We start from the raw sequence: 16362 nt of genomic DNA on the forward strand, positions 1-16362 counted from the left end.
TGCTTGCTGCCATGGGGACGCAGCTGGTCATTTCGATTTGAGGAAAATGTCGAGCCCGACCAACCGGTCGAGCAGGAAAATGGCAAACGCAGCGCAGGCGATGAAAACAACGGAGATCGCTGCAAGATCGGGTGTGATGATGGACCGGATCGAATTGTAAATCTGCACCGGCAGGGTGACGATGCGAGCATCAACCAACAGCAAGCTCACCAGAAATTCGTTGAGTGCCAGAATGAACATCAGCAATGAACCGCTGATCACACCCGGCACGACAACGGGCAGTGTGACAAAGAAAAATGTCGATATGGGCCCTGCCCCGCAATTGGCCGCCGCCAGCTCAAGATCGGCATCGAGATTGGCGGCGCTTGCCGTCACCGCCCAGATCATGAATGGGAGATTGATGACGCAGGCTGCAATCCCCACCGGCCACAGCTGACCCAAAATGCCTGCATGACCGAAGATCAGCATCAAACCGATGCCTGAACCGATCAGCGGGATCGTAAAGGGCAGAAGCAGATAGATCTGGATCGTCTTTTCAAAGCGAACCGCATATTTGGCCAGAGCAATACCGGCGAGCGTCCCGATCGGAATGGCCGCAATGGTGCAGATGAAGGAGACGTAGAGCGAACGCAGGAATGCGTCCCACAAGTCGCTCGTCCCGACGATCTTCTGATACCACTTCAATGAAAACCCTTCCGGGGGAAAGGTGATCATATTGCCCGAGGTAAAGGAAGCACCGAGAACCACGATGGTCGGCGCCGAAAGCAGGACCAGCACGGCAATCACAAAGGTCCAGATGACAACAGACTTGGACAATGGAGCGGTCATTTGCGTGCCCTCCCCATGGCAAGTGTTCCAGCACCGAACAGCGTGAAAACGAGCCCGACAAGGATGGAGCCGACACCGACTAAAAGCAGCGCCAATGTCGCGCCCAGTCCCTGATCGGAGGTGCGGAAGAACTGGTCATAAATCGCGTTGGCGATAAAATCCTGAGAACCGCCGCCAAGGATTGCGGGAATAGCAAAATCAGTGAGCGACAGCGTCATGACCACCAGCCCCGCGCCAATCAGGCCGGGGCGCGCCATGGGTAGCACAACATGCGCAAATGTTCGCACCCAGTTCGCGCCGAGCGAGCTTGCCGCCGCTTCCATTTCTTCAGGTATTGCCGTCAACGCCGGGGCCAGCATCAAGACTGCGAATGGCAGCATATATTGCACAAGTCCGAACAGCACCGCCGGGTAGTTATAAAGCAGACGCAAAGGCGCGATACCGACGAGGCCAAGCGCCTCGTTTACCATGCCCTGATTGCCCAGAATGATGAGCCACCCATAAGCGCGCACCACCTGCCCGATGAAAAACGGCAGGAAAAGCGCGATCAGCAGAAATTTGCGTAGCGCCGCTGAAGGCGTTCTGACCATCAGATAAGCATAAGGAAATGCCAGAACGAGCGTGAAAAAGGTCACGACGAACGATCCCAGAAGACTGCGCCAGGCGACCGTCGCAAATAGGGATTCCGTCAGAGCACGCTTGTAGTTTGCCAGCGTATAATAGTCAGACATCAGGAAGGTCGACGTATCCAGCGTGCGCAGGCTGGTATCTGCGATCTGGATCAGGCCCAGCACCAGCAATCCGACCAGAACAATCGCCGGAAGCAGCATCAGATAGGGCACAGCACGGTTAAACCGCGCGGGCCATAAAAAGGCTGCGATTGCTTCCAGCGCATCCATGATGCGCCATGTCATGGGATAGGCAGTGCGTGCCGCTCGCATGTTTCAATTCCTGAATATTTGCCTTGAGATATCGGGCATAGGATCGCCCAAAAAGGGCGATCCTTGTTGTTTAGAGGACTGGATCAGCCCTGCATAATCGCCTTGAACTTGGAGAACCACTCGCTCTCGTTCTCAACCTGTACCTTGGCCGAGATGCGGATGAGATGTTTGAAATCCTCTTCCGTCGTCGGATAAGCAGGATCGTTCACCAGATCGGCAGGTGGCGTCAAACCCGGAACCACGCCGGGCAAACCAAGACCATCGAGCCAGACCTGCTGTGCATCCTTGGTCAAGGCGAAGTTGACATACTCCTTGGCCCAATAAAGCTCATTCTCTGGCAGGCCCTTTGGAACCCAAAGACCATCCGTGTCGAACTTCGCGCCCTCTTCCGGAACGGTCCAGTCGATCTTGACCCCGTTCTTCTGCGCTTCGCGCGCATTGGTGGAGATGGTGCAGGCCAGATCGATTTCACCCTTCTGGAACCAGGTAGTGAAATCCGGATCTTCACCGAGAAGCGGCTGCTGCTGTTTCACCTTGGCGATGAAATCCCAGGCTGGCTGCATGTTGGCCGGGATGTCTTCGAGCTTGCCGCCACCGGCAACCTGCGCCGGGAAGTGGAAGCCAATGCCGTCATTGTAAAGCGCGATGCGTCCCTTGAACTTGGGATCAAGCAGCGCATGCCACGACTTCGGTGGACCATCTGGAAAGGCTTCCGGACGATAGGCCAGCACATAGACATAGCCATAGGTATTGACGATCGGATAACCGTCGAGGCCGACCGGCTTGGCAAGATCGGTGGTGTTCTTGAGGTTGGACAGATCCGACAGGTCTTCCGTCACGCCACGCAATGCCGACTTGGTCGCATTGGTCGTCGTATCCCAGTTGACATGGATCGGTGGAATGCGCTTCTGCGCCACCGCTGCCCAAAGCTTCGGCTGGATTTCGTTGTCTTCGGTCAGATCGTGGCGAATTGAAATGCCGGTCTTAGCGGTGAAGGGGTCGGAAACGCCCGCTTTCAGCGAGTCCACCCAGCTACCGCCCCAGGCGCGAACGATCAGTTCTTTCGGCTTTGCAGGCTCTTCTGCAAAGGCGCGCGACAGGCCAAGCGACGTGGTTCCGGCTGCTGCTGCCAGAGCGCCTGCGCTTTGCAGGAAGCGGCGGCGGTCGAGTATCAAAAAGGGCTTCTTCAGAGCGCTCATAATGTTCTCTCCTCTAGGGTTTTGTCTGTAATCTGGTGTTCAGTTCATGCTGCAAAAACGATGAGATCGCGGGCATTCCAGCCAATGGGAACGGTCACCCCCTCTTCAAACTGGCTGTGTCCGACAGGATCGTGATCAAACACGCGCATCAAGGCGTTGCCCAATGCCGGCACGCGCAACTCGTATACAATGCGCTCACCTTCAAAAATCGCGTCGGTCACCACGCCTTCGAGTTTCGTATCAAGCCCTGCACCGCTTTCAGCATTGGTACCAATACGGATTTGTTCAGCGCGAATGGCACAAGAAACGGTATTGCCTGCTGCAACGGGCTTATGACCATCAACCGCGACACCAGCAAGCTTTGGCCCTGCATCAACCTGCACAACGCTGCCGTCGACGGAGGAAGCCTTACCGGTGATGAAATTGGTCACACCGATGAAGTTCGCGACAAAAGCGTTGGACGGATTGCGATAGGTTTCTGATGGTCGCGCCATCTGTTGTATTTCGCCGCCATCCATAACGATGATCTCATCCGATACGACCAGAGCTTCACGCTGATCATGGGTGACGTTGATGGTCGTGACGCCCAGTTCGCGCTGGATGCGGCGAAACTCAAGCTGCATTTCTTCACGAAGCTTGCGATCAAGCGCGGCGAGAGGTTCATCGAGCAACAGAAGGTCAGGTTCAAAGACAAGGGCGCGTGCAATGGCGACACGCTGTTGCTGACCACCGGAAAGTTCGTGAACACGCCTGTTGCCCAATCCACCAAGACGAACCAGATCGAGATAGCGCTCGACTCGTTCGGGAATGGTCCGGGCATCAAACCGGCGCATCTTGAGTGGAAAGGCGACGTTTTGCGCTGCCGTCATATGCGGAAACAAGGCGAGTTTCTGAAACACCATGCCGATGGAACGCTTGTGCGACGGGACCGCACTGACAGCCTGACCATTGATGAAGATTTCGCCGACACTTGGACGCTGGAAACCGGCAATCAGCCGCAGCAAAGTCGTCTTGCCTGAACCGGACGGCCCGAGAATAGTCAGGAAACGCCCCTGTTCGAGATCAAATGAAGCCGACCGGACGGCATGGAAACCGTTATAGATCATGCTGACATTCTTGGCCGAGACGGCAGCCGGTCCGTTCTTGGCAGTAGGGCCAGTTCCGTTTCCGGTGGTTTTCATCGATGTTTCCCGTTTCATTCAGAAGCGTTTGAAAACGCCAGATAGAATTGTCTCAAATCGTGTTTCTAAGCGTCGAAACACTTAAATCGATGCCAGATAGCCGCCATCGATTGGAATAACCTGCCCCGTCACATAAGCCGAAGCTTTGCTCGCCAGGAACACCACGGCGCCTGCAACGTCTTCCATTCGGCCAAACCGACCTTGCGGAATCTTATCCAGCATGGATTTTTGCCACTCGTCGTTCTCATAGAAGACGTCCGTCATTGATGTGCGGAAATAGCCAGGTGCGATGCCGTTGACCCGAATGCCGTGCGGGGCCCATTCCGTTGCAAGCGCATGCGTCATGCCCATGAGGCCGGATTTCGACGAACCATAAGGCGCAGCCGTCGGCACGCCGACATAAGATGTGAGTGAACAAAGATTGATGATTGCGCCGCTGCTTTTGGTATGCGTCATGTGACGCGCGGCAGCCTGAGCGCAGAAGAATGCGCCTTTCAGATTGGTCGAGACAATGCGATCCCAAAGCGCTTCATCAACATCGAGCGAAGGCCGTATTTCTTCATAGCCTGCATTGTTGACGAGAATATCGAGACCGCCCAGTTCTGCGGCGGCCCGCGCAGTCACGTCAGCACAAGCATCAACATCGCGCACATCAAGCGAGAGCGGCACGCAGACGCGCCCAAGGGCGGCGATACGAGAAGCCGTTTCGGTCAGATCGTCGGACTTGCGCGCTGTTATGGCGACGTCGGCCCCCGCCGATGCCAATGCTTCGGCAATAGCCTGTCCCAGACCCCGGCTTGCACCAGTGACCAGCGCCTTACGCCCGCTAAGGTCGAAAAGCGATAAAACCTGCATCATGTTCCCCTATGGACCTTGCCTGAACTAACATCGCCAGAACTTCTAATCATTCTGCGAGTAATGTTTAGCAATTTTTTATGGTCTCCCCGACATAAAGGCATCTTTTTAGCAACTTGTCTATACATATATATACAAAATAAGAGTTTAGTCTTAGAACTCTCTTTATGAAGGACGCGCCGCATCCAAGAGCGCGCCATCAGAGGAGAACGCAAATGGCCAATGATGAAGCACCGCTTAGCAATCTGATTCGTCCGGAAATACGTGCGCTTAGCCCTTATAATGCGGGACTGACGATTGCCGAAGTTGAAGACCGATATCACCCCGCGCAGATCGCAAAACTCGGCTCAAACGAGAATCCATTAGGTCCATCCCCAAAGATAAAAGAGCTATTTGCCTCGGTGCATGATTTGCTGCGGCTCTATCCAGATCCTTCTGGCCGGGCGTTGGCGCTGGAGATAGCACGAGAATTTCAGTGTTCCGAAGATCAGGTCATTCTGGGCAATGGATCAGAAGATCTGATCGGGGTGATCTGCCGTTCTGTTCTTCGCCCGGGCGATCGCGTCGTGACGCTTTATCCGTCCTTTCCTTTGCATGAAGACTATTCAACCTTGATGGGCGCAACCGTCGAGCGGGTCGAAGTCAAGCAATCGCTGGAGGCGGATGTCGACGCATTGGTGGAAGCAATCGCGAAAGGCCCTCGCCTTGTCATGTTCGCAAATCCGCTCAATCCGGTAGGAAGCTGGTTTGATCCCGAAGCGCTGCAACGGATCATAGAAGCTGTCGCGTCGGACACCTTGCTTGTGCTGGATGAGGCCTATGCGGAATATGCGGCGGGCGATGATTATCCATCTGCCATCGACCTGCTGCGCAATACCGATCTCAGCTGGGTGGTGCTTCGGACTTTCTCCAAGGCTTACGGGCTAGCAGGGGCACGCCTTGGCTTTGGCCTTACCAGCGACAGCGCCTTACGCGGATATCTCGACCGCGCACGCACACCCTTCAATGCCAATGCGATCGCGCAGGCGACGGGATTGATTGCTCGCAGTGATACCGAACATCTTGCATCAGGCGTAGCACTTGCATTGCGTGAACGGGAACGGGTGGCTGAATTTCTCACGACACGGAAAGTCCGCTTCGCCCCCTCGAAAGGCAATTTCCTGTTCATCGACGTGAAGTCGGACTCCGTCACTTTTGCTGAGAAGCTTCTACAAGACGGGGTTATCGTCAAGCCGTGGAAGCAGCAGGGGTACACGAACTTTATTCGCGTCAGCATCGGTAGCCCGGAAGAGAACGACCACTTCATGCAATCGTTTGATCGGATATGTCCGACCGGCTGATCTGCCTGATACAGACTTAAACATAAACGCCAAACAGGCGCCCTGAACTCAGAGCGCCTGCTTGCATAACTTCTCAGTGTCACCGCACAGGATGGCAGGCTACGAGGTAGGCTAATCTTATGCCTTGCCGAGACGCTTACGCAATTCGGCATTCTCGGCGCGAAGCTTTGCAGCCAGCTCCTTGCGCAGCTTCAAGTTTTCAGCTTCCAGCGCCACAAGCGCTTTCAAGTCGTCGCCCACAGATGGCTGGACCGTTGCGGGTGCCGCGGTCTTTCCAGCGGCGTTTTTCCAGTTGTAATAGGTCTGTTCGCTGACTTCGGCCTGCTGCAAAACGGCTTTCAGTGTGGTCTCGCCGCTCTTCATCGCCTTTGCGACAGAAGCGAGAATGGAAGTGCGTTCAGCCGGAGAATATCTCTTCCTCGTGCCAGCGATAGGCGTTGCGGCAGTTACATCCGCCTTGGTTGCCTTCGCAACTGGCTTTGCAACCTTCGCTTTGGGCTCAGCCTTCTTGCGTGTTTTTGGCTTGGCTCCCGCAGACTTCTCTACGAAGTACGGCTTGAGATTGGCGCGAATGCGATCCAGAACTGTCTCACCAGTCAGATCAGGCTCGAAAGTCTTGCCGGTGATCTGTTCGTAGGCCTGAATATAGACCTTCGACGTCTGTTCGATCAGATCAAGCGGAATTTCCGGGATCGGGTCCTTGTAAGGATCGCAACGCTCGGTGACCCAGGCGCGCACAAAATCCTTGTCAAAGCTTGCCGGACGGTTGCCCGCCGCAAAGCTCTCTTCATAGCTGTCGGCAATCCAGTATCGGCTTGAATCCGGCGTATGAATTTCATCCGCAAGAATGATGCGACCGTTGGCGTCTGTCCCGAACTCGTATTTGGTGTCGACGAGGATCAACCCGCGCTCAGCCGCACGCGCCTGTCCGCGCTCGAAAAGCGCCAGCGCATAACGCGACACTGTTTCCCACTGTTCGGCCGTCAGCAGACCCTGTTCAAGGATTTCCTCACCGGAAAGGGGCTCATCATGTCCGCCGTCGAAGGCCTTGCTTGTCGGCGTGATGATCGGATGCGGCAGCTTTTCATTGTCCCTGAGACCATCGGGTAATGTAACGCCATACATCTGGCGCTCACCCTTGCGGTATTTCGTCAGGATCGATGTGCTGGTCGTTCCAGCAAGATAACCGCGGACAACCACCTCAACCGGCAGAATGTTCAACCGCGTGCCGATGACGACATTCGGATCGGGATAAGCCAGAACATGGTTCGGGCAGATATCAGCCGTTTCCTTGAACCAGTAGGACGCAGTCTGCGTCAAAACCTGACCTTTGAACGGGATCGACGTCAAAATGACATCGAAGGCGCTCAGCCGATCAGTCGAAATGATGATACGGCTGCCGTCTGGCAGGTCGTAGTTCTCACGAACCTTGCCGTTGTAGCGGTTCGGCAGTTCCGGGATATCAGCGCTGGGGAGAATGCGCAAAGTGCTCATTGGCAGAGGCTTCCGCTGTTGGTTCCGTCTGCCCTTCCGCTTAAACGCGCAAGTGGCTGCCCGTCAAGGATGAAGTCGCCCCGAATGCCAACTCAGCACTTTGCTTCCGGCTGTGCTTGCTCGCCTTGCATACGCTCTCCCCAGTCACGCATACTGATCAATATAGGCGCCAGAGAGTGGCCAAGGCCAGTTAGCTCATATTCCACCTTCGGCGGCACTTCCGGAAAAACCGTGCGATTTATGATTCCATCGGCCTCCAGTTCCCGGAGTTGCAAAGTCAGCATCCGCGGCGTCGCCGCCGGGACAAGCCTGCAAAGCGCATTGAAGCGCAGCTTTCCTTTCAGCAGATGGAAGAGGATAACCGGCTTCCACACGCCGCCAATAACCGACAGCGTTGCTTCTACCGCGCAGCCTGTTTTGCTGACATTGCGACGCTTGCCGCGCGCCCTGACACTATCATCCATGATACTACATGCCAAATTTGTACGTACTTTTTCAAAGATCAATATAGGCCTATTTGTTCCGGCATTAAAGGAGACAATGCCGTGCAAAGTTACATTCTAACTGGAAACGAAAATCCACGCCTCAAACTGGTTGAAAAGCAGGATCGCAAACCCGGTCGCGGAGAGATTGCAGTCGATTTGCGCGCTGCATCGTTGAACTATCGCGATCTCATTGTCGCGAAGCGTACCAAAGACAGCATTCCCTTGTCCGATGGAGCGGGCGTGGTGTCGGCCATCGGAGAAGGCGTGACCGATTACGCCATCGGTGATCGCGTGGTCATCGGCTTCATGCCTGAATGGGTGGAAGGCCCCTTTTCTGAGGCCAAGAAGGCCTCAAGCCTTGGCGGGAATATTGTCGATGGCGTGTTGAGCGAGCGCATCGTCGTACCGGCAACCGGAGTCGTGCGGATACCGGACTCGATGACATTTGAAGAAGCCTCAACGCTCCCATGTGCGGGTGTCACGGCATGGTCGGCGCTTTTTGAAAGAAGACCGGTTCAGCCCGGTGAAACCGTATTGCTCCTCGGCACAGGCGGCGTGGCGATCTTTGCCTTGCAGCTCGCCAAAATGGCTGGCGCTCGGGTCATTATTACATCGAGTTCAGACGAAAAACTGGAGCGGGCCAAAAAGCTCGGCGCTGACCACGTCATCAACTATCAAACATTTCCGGATTGGGAAAATGAAGTCCTGCGGCTGACGGGCAATATGGGCGTTGATCTGGCCGTCGACCCAGCGGGTCCGGCAACGCTGAACAAGACCCTCAAGGCAACCCGCTTTGATGGACGCATATCGCTTATGGGTGTCCTGACCGGGTTCGATGGCCCCATTGAAACGGTCGCAATCCTCGAAAAGCGGATCACCTTGCAAGGCATTTATGTCGGTCCGGTATCGACACTTGCATCCCTTGTTCGCACCGGTATCAAGCCACAGATCGACAAGGTCTATCCGTTCAGCCAAGCTGAAGACGCTTATAATGCGCTCCAAGGCGCGGGGCATTTTGGAAAGCTGGTCATCAAGATCGGACAGTAGAGTTGTAGCCACTGGGGCCTGAACGGCCCCGGACCAATATTCGACAGCACCATTATGCGGCGCATTCCGCATAATGGTGATGTTTGTCAGGACTATTTCGACGCTGCCTTGGCCCCAGCCTGCAGATCGGAAAGATTGGCAACAATCCCAGCCGCTTCGGTTTGCAGAACATCCTTGGCGTTCTTGCGGGTCTTCTCAATGGCAATATCCGCGCTCAGGCTCCGCTCATTGGACTGAAGCCCGTCATCGGGGCTGCTGCTCAAGCCGTCATCGGACTTCTTGCGCGACTTCAGACGGTTTTCCTCCGCCGTCATTTCATTGCGGCGTTCGGTTTCATTGAGAGAAAGCTCAGTCTTTTCGCGCTGGGTTTTCAGCACCGCGATATCTTCCACAAACTGCTGAAACTCAGGATCATCCTTTACGCGGGCATCATGAAGGCTCTGCAGCTGTGGTAATACCGACTTGATATCACCAAGACGCTTGTATTTGGCGGGTTTGACTTCACTCCACGGCAAGGCATTGTCGAAGCTCGACTCGCCAACAGTCTTGAGATCGAAGAGCCCCGGCAGGCTGATATCCGGCGTGACACCACGCAACTGCGTCGTGCCTCCGTTCACCCGGAAGAACTGGGCGATCGTCAGTTTCAGCTCACCGAATTTCGGTTCAGGATTATGCGCAACCTCGTCAAGATTAACCACAGTTTGCACTGTGCCTTTGCCAAAGCTCGGTTCGCCGATAATCACGCCCCGACCATAATCCTGGATCGCAGCGGCAAAAATTTCGGATGCTGATGCTGAGCCGCGATTGATCAATACGCCAAGCGGCCCTTGCCATGCAGGCGTCGGAAGATCGTCGCTTTCAACCTTGACCTTGCCGTTTGCGTTGCGCTGCTGGACCACTGGTCCCTTCCCGACGAAGAGACCCGTCAGTTCAATGGCTTCCGACAACGAGCCGCCGCCGTTGTTACGAAGATCGAACAGGATGCCGTCGACTTTATCCTCTTTCAACTCCGTGATGAGCTTTGCGACATCGCGGCTGGCGCTGCGATAATCTTTGTCACCTTTTCTCCGAGCTTCGATATCCTCATAGAAAGCGGGCAAAGTAATAACGCCGATTTTGCGGGTAGCGTTGCCGTCTTTGACATCAAGAACCGATTTTTGCGCAGCCTGCTTTTCAAGGCTGATCTTGTCGCGCACCAGACTGATGATCTGATGCTTCGCGTCCGGACCGGCATTGGCTGGCAAGATATCCAAACGCACCGTTGAACCCTTGGCGCCACGGATCAACTGCACAACTTCATCAAGGCGCTGGCCGACCACTTCCTTCATCGGCCCGGTTTCATCTTGACCGACGCCCGTGATCCGATCGCCGACAGCAATCTTTCCCGAAACCTGAGCCGGTCCCCCGGCAACAAGCTCGCGGATCGTGATGTAATCGTCCCTCTCCTGCAGCACCGCGCCGATACCAACAAGAGAAAGCTTCATCGATATATCGAATTCGGCCGATGCACTGGCGCCGAAATAATCCGTGTGAGGATCAACGGACGTCGTATAGGCGGCCATAAACATCTGGAAAACATCGTCGCTTTTATATTTGTAAATACGTTCAAGCGAGTTCTGATAGCGCTTTTCCAGCGTCTCACGGATGGAGGCATCGTCTTTGCCTGCCAGTTTCAGGCGCAACCAGTCATTCTTGACCCGCTTGCGCCAGAGATCCTTGCTTTCCTCATCGGTCGCGGGCCACGGCGCCTTGTCACGCATAAGCGGATAGGTTTCCTGCTCAGTGAAATCAAACTTCGTGCTGAGCAGACTACGCGCGTAGGTCATGCGGTCGGTGATGCGCTTTTCATAGATGTTGAAGATAGAAAACGGGATGCTCAGGTTTTCCTGCTTGATCGCGTCGTCGATCTTGGCCTTGTCGGCCATGAAGCCATCAACGTCCGATTTAAGGAAGATAAGCCGATCCGGGTCGAGCGATTTGATAAACCGGTCCATGATCTTGGCCGACAGAGCGTCGTTAAGCGGCACAGGCTTATAATGAAAACGCGTCAGAAATTCTGCGGTCAGATGCGCGGCCTCAACCTGCTGCGGTTGCGGCTCGAGCGCTGGCGGCGAGGCAGCCTCCAAAGCGAGTGCAGGTGAAACGGTTGCCAGAAAGAGGCAAAGGGAACCAAATTTTAGACGTCTCAAGAGTTGACCTGTTGTTCAGCGCGAAAATAATTGATTTCAATCTATGTGGAGCAATTATGGTTTTTTGGCAACCGGACTTCGGTTGCTCTGGCCCCGCAACCGAAGTCTTGCTAGTTAAAAGCAGCTAGCGCGCTTTCAAAATGCATATGTAAATATTGTTTATTCTGGCGAAATCTTGCGTCGTCCGAACGTCATCAGGCTGGCTTCAGTAAATCCGCGCACTGCGTTCATATTTCTGTGAGGCGGATATCGGGCCAGACCTCCAGGTTTTCGCGTCACAAACGAACATCGATCAGCATTGGTCCGTCTTTGGACAAAGCCGTTTTCAGCGCCGCTGCGAGAGCAGCATTGTCTGAAACCGATACGGCGTCCACGCCAAAACCACGGGCCAGAGAAACCCAGTCAAGTTCGGGCTTGTCGAGGCTCATCATATCCCGCGCCGTCTCGCCGGGCTTTGCGCCAACTTTGGCATATTCACCGAGCAGGATCGCATAGGACCGGTTGTTGAGAAGGAGCGTTGTGACCGGCAGGTTCTCGCGCGCCTGTGTCCACAGGGCTTGCAATGTATAGGCTGCGGAACCATCCGCCTGCAAGGCGATCACGCGCCGATCAGGTTCTCCCATTGCTTGCGCGCCGATAGCTGCGCCCGTAGCAAGGGGAATTCCGCCGCCGATTGCGCCACCGGTGACCGACAGCCAATCGCATGGTGCGGCTGACGACATAACCGCCTCAAACCCACCGCCGGAGGTCAACGCCTCATTAATAACAATTGCATCGTCCGGCAGTTGCGAAGCGACGATTTGAGCCAGAGTCTCCGGCGATATCGGACCCGTTTCAGGGCTAAGCAATTGTTGACTTTCAACGGGCACGTCTATGGGACTGGCATTTATGCGAGACGCGAGCGCCACAAGTGCGCTATGCGCATCTTCATCAGGCGTGCACAGCGTCAAGACTTCAGCATCTTCTCGATGAGTGAGACTTGGCAAGCCCGGATAGCGGAAGAACCCGACCGGCGGCGGACATCCCACCAGAATAACGATGTCATACGGTTCGAGAGTGCGCACAGCATCTGCGACCGAGTAGGGTACGGCTGGCAGGTTCAGACGTCCCCGTCCTTTGGGTTGTCGCGCAATCATCGGACTTCCCATCAATGCGGCGCCACTCTTGACGGAAATTCCATGCAGCAGCGGATGGAGATCAGCACTTAGTCCCGCAGTGCCGAGCAATATGAGTGCCCTTTTTCCCGAGCCAAGGGCCTTGGCAACCTGATCGACGGCCTCCTTAACAAATGGCTCAGGTTTTCCGGCAGTATAATCTCGAGCGATCACACCGCCTTTGCTCCACGAGACGTCCGCCGGAAGCACAAGCGAAGCGATTTTACCATTCCCGGACGAGGCGGCAGCCAAACCTGCCAATGCGTCGTCACCAATCTTCGCCGGATCGGTTCCAAAGCGGACCCACTGCGATGTACCGCCTGCCAGCGCCTCGACATTCGCAGTCAGCGGGCTGTCATAGGCGACATGATCCATCGCGTGATCGCCAACGATATTCAGCATGCCGCTGCCCGCGCGTTTTGCATTATGGATATTGGCGATGCCATTGGCATAACCCGGTCCACAATGAAGAAGCGTAACGGCTGGCCGCTGGGTCACACGATAATAGCCGTCAGCCATACCGGTAACCGTGTTCTCCTGCAGCCCCAGCACACACCGGATACCCGGAATGGTATCGAGAGCGGCAACAAAATGCATTTCGCTGGTACCGGGATTGGCAAAACATGTATCGACTTTTCCCTCAACGAGGGTGTGCACGAGAGCCTCGGCTCCGGTTAAGCTATTATCGGTCATGTGTCCTCCAATCCCAGATTACAGTATCCCGTCAAAAGCGTGGGGCTTTGGTCAAGCCCCGACTGTCTCAACAATGAGCGCATCCACCGCGACAGCACCATCAGGCCCCACCATCAACGGATTAACGTCGAGTTCAAGCAAGGTTTCATGATGCTCGTCGGCATAGCTCGCGATTGCCATGATTGCATCCTCAACCGCATCGAGATCGGCCTTTGGCTGCCCGCGGAAACCGTCAAGCAGACTGAAGCTTTTCAGGTTTCGGAGCGCCGAACTCACTTCATCCCGTGTGACCGGGAGAAGCAAGGTGGCCGCATCCTTGAGCAGTTCCACCAGAATGCCACCTGCGCCAATCACCAAAACCTGACCGAATAGCGGGTCCTTTTTGACGCCGACAATCAGCTCGGCAAGAGGCGCAGACTGCATCGGCTCAAGCAGGAAGTTTTCAAGCCTGATCGACGGATCGTGACGTTCAACGGATGCGACCATCCTCTCGGCAGCGATAATCGCGTCGGCGCGAGACTTGATGTTCAATGCAACGCCGCCAACTTCGGTCTTGTGTGCCAGCTTTTCATGCAGCACTTTCAACACGACCGGCTTTTTGAAATGTTCAGGGAGCGTGTGTATTTCTGGAAGCGAAATGACGCGCCCAGCCGGTATGGGCAACCCAAAGGCGCTCAGCCGCCGCTTGGATTCCGCTTCATGCACAACCCTAGCATCGGCATTCGACAACCTTCTGCCAACAGGCGGCGGCAGCGAAATTTTGTGGCACCCGGTCTCAGTGTCTTTCGCGATCATTGCGCAATAGCCTGCCCACAATGCGATAATGCGAGCCGCGTCATGCAGACCGTTCAAAGGCACAATACCCTGCTCGATAAGCATGGCGGCATCTTCCGGAGGGATACTCTCAGTATTGACCGATGCATGAAAGACCGGCTTGCCGGTTGCACGTCCCGCCGCAGCCAAAGCGCGATCCATCGCCTGATGGGCTGATTTGTCTTTGTAGGGTGATCCGACGGGCGGATAATCGATCACAAGAATCCCGGCGTCGACGTCACCCTCCAGCATGGTTGTAAACATCGGAGTGAGCAACGGCTCGCTACCCCAATAACCGGCTGTAAAATCGAGAGGATTGGAGACATGCCCGAAATCCGGCAACATCGGCTTGATCGTATCGACCTGATGCTTGTCCGGCTGCAGCAATTTCAAGCCTGAGAAAGAGCAATAGTCCGCTGCAAGGCCGTTGTCACCGCCCGAACTTGAGAACACCGTGACCCGATCGCCGCCCAAAGGTTCGCAGATCGAAGCGAGTTTCATCATCTCCAGGAACTGTGGAACCGTATCAGTCTCCAGCACGCCCAGCTTTTTGAAAAGCGCTTCATAATACTCATTTTGCCCCGCCAGCGAGCTGGTATGGCTAGCCGCCATAACCGCGCCGAGTTCCGACCGGCCAGACCTGTAAACAATCACCGGTATCTTGTGTGACCGCGCTCGCAGGCAAGCCCGCGAAAAGGCTTCCACATCGCGGATTCCTTCCATAAACAGGCCAAGACAGGTGACATTGGGATCATCGATCAGGCAGTCAATATAGTCTTCAAACCCGAGGACAGCCTGATTACCCGCGCTGATAAGATAGGAATAAGGGACCGAACGGCTGTTCGACACCAGATGCCCGGTCACATTGCCGCTTTGCGAAATGACAGCTGCACCGCGACCGCCTTTAAGCTGCGGATAAAGAGCTGGCCAGATGCTGCCGTGATTGACGTAGTTGACCAGGCCATAACAATTGGGACCAACCACAGCCATGTCACCAGACGCTTCAATGAAAGCCTCATGACGTGCCATGCCTGCTTCGCCGATCTCTGAGAAGCCAGAAGCATAACAAACGACACCCCCGGCCTTGAGCGCTTCCAGTTGCCGCAACGCGACAATCGTTGCGTCAGCATTCACAGCCAGAAAGACCGCATCGGGAGAAACAGGCAGATCGGCTATCGATGCGACGCATGGATAGCCAGCAATCTCGCTGCGCTTTGGATTGACCACATAAACCTCGCCTGCGAAATCCTGCTCGCGCAAGGTTTTCAGGGTCGATTCAACCTGACCGCCCCCGATGAAAGCCATGGTCTTTGGCGCCAGCAATCGCCTGAAATTCTCTCTCAACGCTGGGCGCACGAATCCATCCTGCGCAAGCGCATGGGTTTTTAGCATTCTTTCCTCCCGTGAACGCTCCCCTATCGCCTCCGCGACGTATCAGTGATCGTCGGATTGGTTGGGATAGGTATTAAATCTCTTTGGCAAAGGCGCTGATGTTGGAAACTCATCCACCCCGAAGTCCGGCCTCAACGGATAGTCTTCCGGCTTTTCGCCGAACAAACCGCAAAGCCATTTGCGAAGAATGATGCAGCATTCCTCATCCGTGTAGGTCTGCTCCATGACACGGCCAAGCCACAAGCCGTCTGCCAGCTGGGTCAGTGTGATAGCTTCCAGCCGCACGTCAATCTCCATACCCTTGTCATGGGCAACAGCCAGCAGCCGTCGTTCGATGAACGACCGATACTTCCCCCACAGACTGCGATGGAGCGCGAGTATCTCAGGCACCACCCAAGCTGCGCTCATGTAGTGGATCAGCAGCGGGTGATACCCGATATCGCGAAGAAACGGGCCGGAGGCTGCAAAAATCAGCCGTTGGAAGTTACCAGTGGTGGTCGATGTCATCAGATGACGATAAAAATCATCCGCATTTTGAAGATAATAGCGATGAGCAGCCGTCAGCAAATCCTCTTTGCTGGCAAAGTAATGATTGATCAGTCCGCGCGAGAACCCGGATTCATCGCTGATCGTGTTAATCGTCGAATTCAGATATCCGTTCTTGATGATCGAATTCAACGCAGCAACGATCAGCTCCTGCTTCCTGATTTCATTCGTCTGCCGTGGTTTGCTCTGTCTTCTCATCAGCTAC

The 16362-nt window shown here is 55.1% G+C and carries 13 protein-coding genes and 1 pseudogene; 2 read left to right on the top strand and 12 right to left on the bottom strand.

Going from position 1 to position 16362, the window contains the following annotated elements; genetic code table 11:
* Nucleotides 1-27: 27 nt before the first annotated feature.
* The 5 genes from FHW00_RS12575 to FHW00_RS12595 all read right to left on the bottom strand — a co-directional run bounded on the left by FHW00_RS12575 (nt 28) and on the right by FHW00_RS12595 (nt 5004).
* Nucleotides 28-828, bottom strand: a complete 801-nt coding sequence (locus FHW00_RS12575) for an ABC transporter permease (protein ID WP_078337193.1) — start codon at nt 826-828, stop codon at nt 28-30.
* A complete protein-coding gene (locus FHW00_RS12580; RefSeq protein ID WP_078337194.1) occupies nt 825-1769 on the bottom strand; it encodes an ABC transporter permease in 945 nt (314 codons plus the stop codon). Before FHW00_RS12580 ends, FHW00_RS12575 begins: the two co-directional genes overlap by 4 nt.
* 83 nt (nt 1770-1852) lie before the next feature.
* Nucleotides 1853-2968, bottom strand: a complete 1116-nt coding sequence (locus FHW00_RS12585) for an ABC transporter substrate-binding protein (RefSeq protein WP_078337195.1) — start codon at nt 2966-2968, stop codon at nt 1853-1855.
* 44 nt (nt 2969-3012) lie between these two features.
* The gene (locus FHW00_RS12590) at nt 3013-4149 is read right to left on the bottom strand and encodes an ABC transporter ATP-binding protein (protein WP_078337196.1); all 1137 of its coding nucleotides are present in this window, start codon (nt 4147-4149) and stop codon (nt 3013-3015) included.
* A gap of 81 nt (nt 4150-4230) precedes the next feature.
* Nucleotides 4231-5004, bottom strand: a complete 774-nt coding sequence (locus FHW00_RS12595; RefSeq protein ID WP_078337197.1) for an SDR family NAD(P)-dependent oxidoreductase — start codon at nt 5002-5004, stop codon at nt 4231-4233.
* Between the two features lie 215 nt (nt 5005-5219).
* On the opposite strand from FHW00_RS12595, the gene FHW00_RS12600 reads away from it, so the two are divergent.
* Nucleotides 5220-6344 (top strand): histidinol-phosphate transaminase, encoded by a 1125-nt coding sequence (locus FHW00_RS12600; RefSeq protein WP_078337198.1) that lies wholly within the window; start codon nt 5220-5222, stop codon nt 6342-6344.
* 117 nt (nt 6345-6461) lie between these two features.
* Here the strand turns inward: FHW00_RS12600 and FHW00_RS24540 are convergent, their stop codons facing one another.
* The 3 genes and pseudogenes from FHW00_RS24540 to FHW00_RS12610 all read right to left on the bottom strand — a co-directional run bounded on the left by FHW00_RS24540 (nt 6462) and on the right by FHW00_RS12610 (nt 8389).
* Nucleotides 6462-6917 carry a transposase gene (locus FHW00_RS24540; protein ID WP_445557881.1) on the bottom strand — a complete coding sequence of 152 codons (456 nt, stop codon included), beginning with the start codon at nt 6915-6917 and terminating at the stop codon, nt 6462-6464.
* Nucleotides 6891-7829 (bottom strand): annotated as a pseudogene (locus FHW00_RS12605) (phosphoribosylaminoimidazolesuccinocarboxamide synthase); the annotation flags it as partial. The pseudogene FHW00_RS12605 and the gene FHW00_RS24540, both read right to left, overlap by 27 nt.
* Before the next feature lie 101 nt (nt 7830-7930).
* Nucleotides 7931-8389 (bottom strand): winged helix-turn-helix transcriptional regulator, encoded by a 459-nt coding sequence (locus FHW00_RS12610; RefSeq protein ID WP_445557867.1) that lies wholly within the window; start codon nt 8387-8389, stop codon nt 7931-7933.
* On the opposite strand from FHW00_RS12610, the gene FHW00_RS12615 reads away from it, so the two are divergent.
* Nucleotides 8384-9370, top strand: coding sequence for a zinc-dependent alcohol dehydrogenase family protein (locus tag FHW00_RS12615; RefSeq protein ID WP_078337201.1), 987 nt, complete (start codon nt 8384-8386; stop codon nt 9368-9370). The two genes, FHW00_RS12610 and FHW00_RS12615, sit on opposite strands and share 6 nt — an antisense overlap.
* Before the next feature lie 92 nt (nt 9371-9462).
* Here FHW00_RS12615 and FHW00_RS12620 read toward each other — a convergent pair whose 3' ends face one another.
* From FHW00_RS12620 to FHW00_RS12635, 4 genes are all read right to left on the bottom strand, one after another.
* On the bottom strand, nt 9463-11559 hold the full coding sequence (locus tag FHW00_RS12620) for a carboxy terminal-processing peptidase (RefSeq protein WP_078337202.1): 2097 nt from the start codon (nt 11557-11559) through the stop codon (nt 9463-9465).
* 275 nt (nt 11560-11834) lie between these two features.
* A complete protein-coding gene (locus FHW00_RS12625) occupies nt 11835-13406 on the bottom strand; it encodes an acetolactate synthase large subunit (protein WP_078337203.1) in 1572 nt (523 codons plus the stop codon).
* Nucleotides 13407-13457: 51 nt separating this feature from the next.
* Complete coding sequence (locus FHW00_RS12630; protein ID WP_078337204.1) at nt 13458-15611, bottom strand: acetate--CoA ligase family protein; 2154 nt, start codon at nt 15609-15611, stop codon at nt 13458-13460.
* A gap of 42 nt (nt 15612-15653) precedes the next feature.
* The gene (locus FHW00_RS12635) at nt 15654-16355 is read right to left on the bottom strand and encodes a TetR/AcrR family transcriptional regulator (RefSeq protein WP_078337205.1); all 702 of its coding nucleotides are present in this window, start codon (nt 16353-16355) and stop codon (nt 15654-15656) included.
* Between the last annotated feature and the right edge of the window lie 7 nt (nt 16356-16362).

Origin of the sequence: Ochrobactrum sp. P6BSIII (assembly GCF_014138065.1) — a bacterium.
Classification (GTDB): domain Bacteria; phylum Pseudomonadota; class Alphaproteobacteria; order Rhizobiales; family Rhizobiaceae; genus Brucella.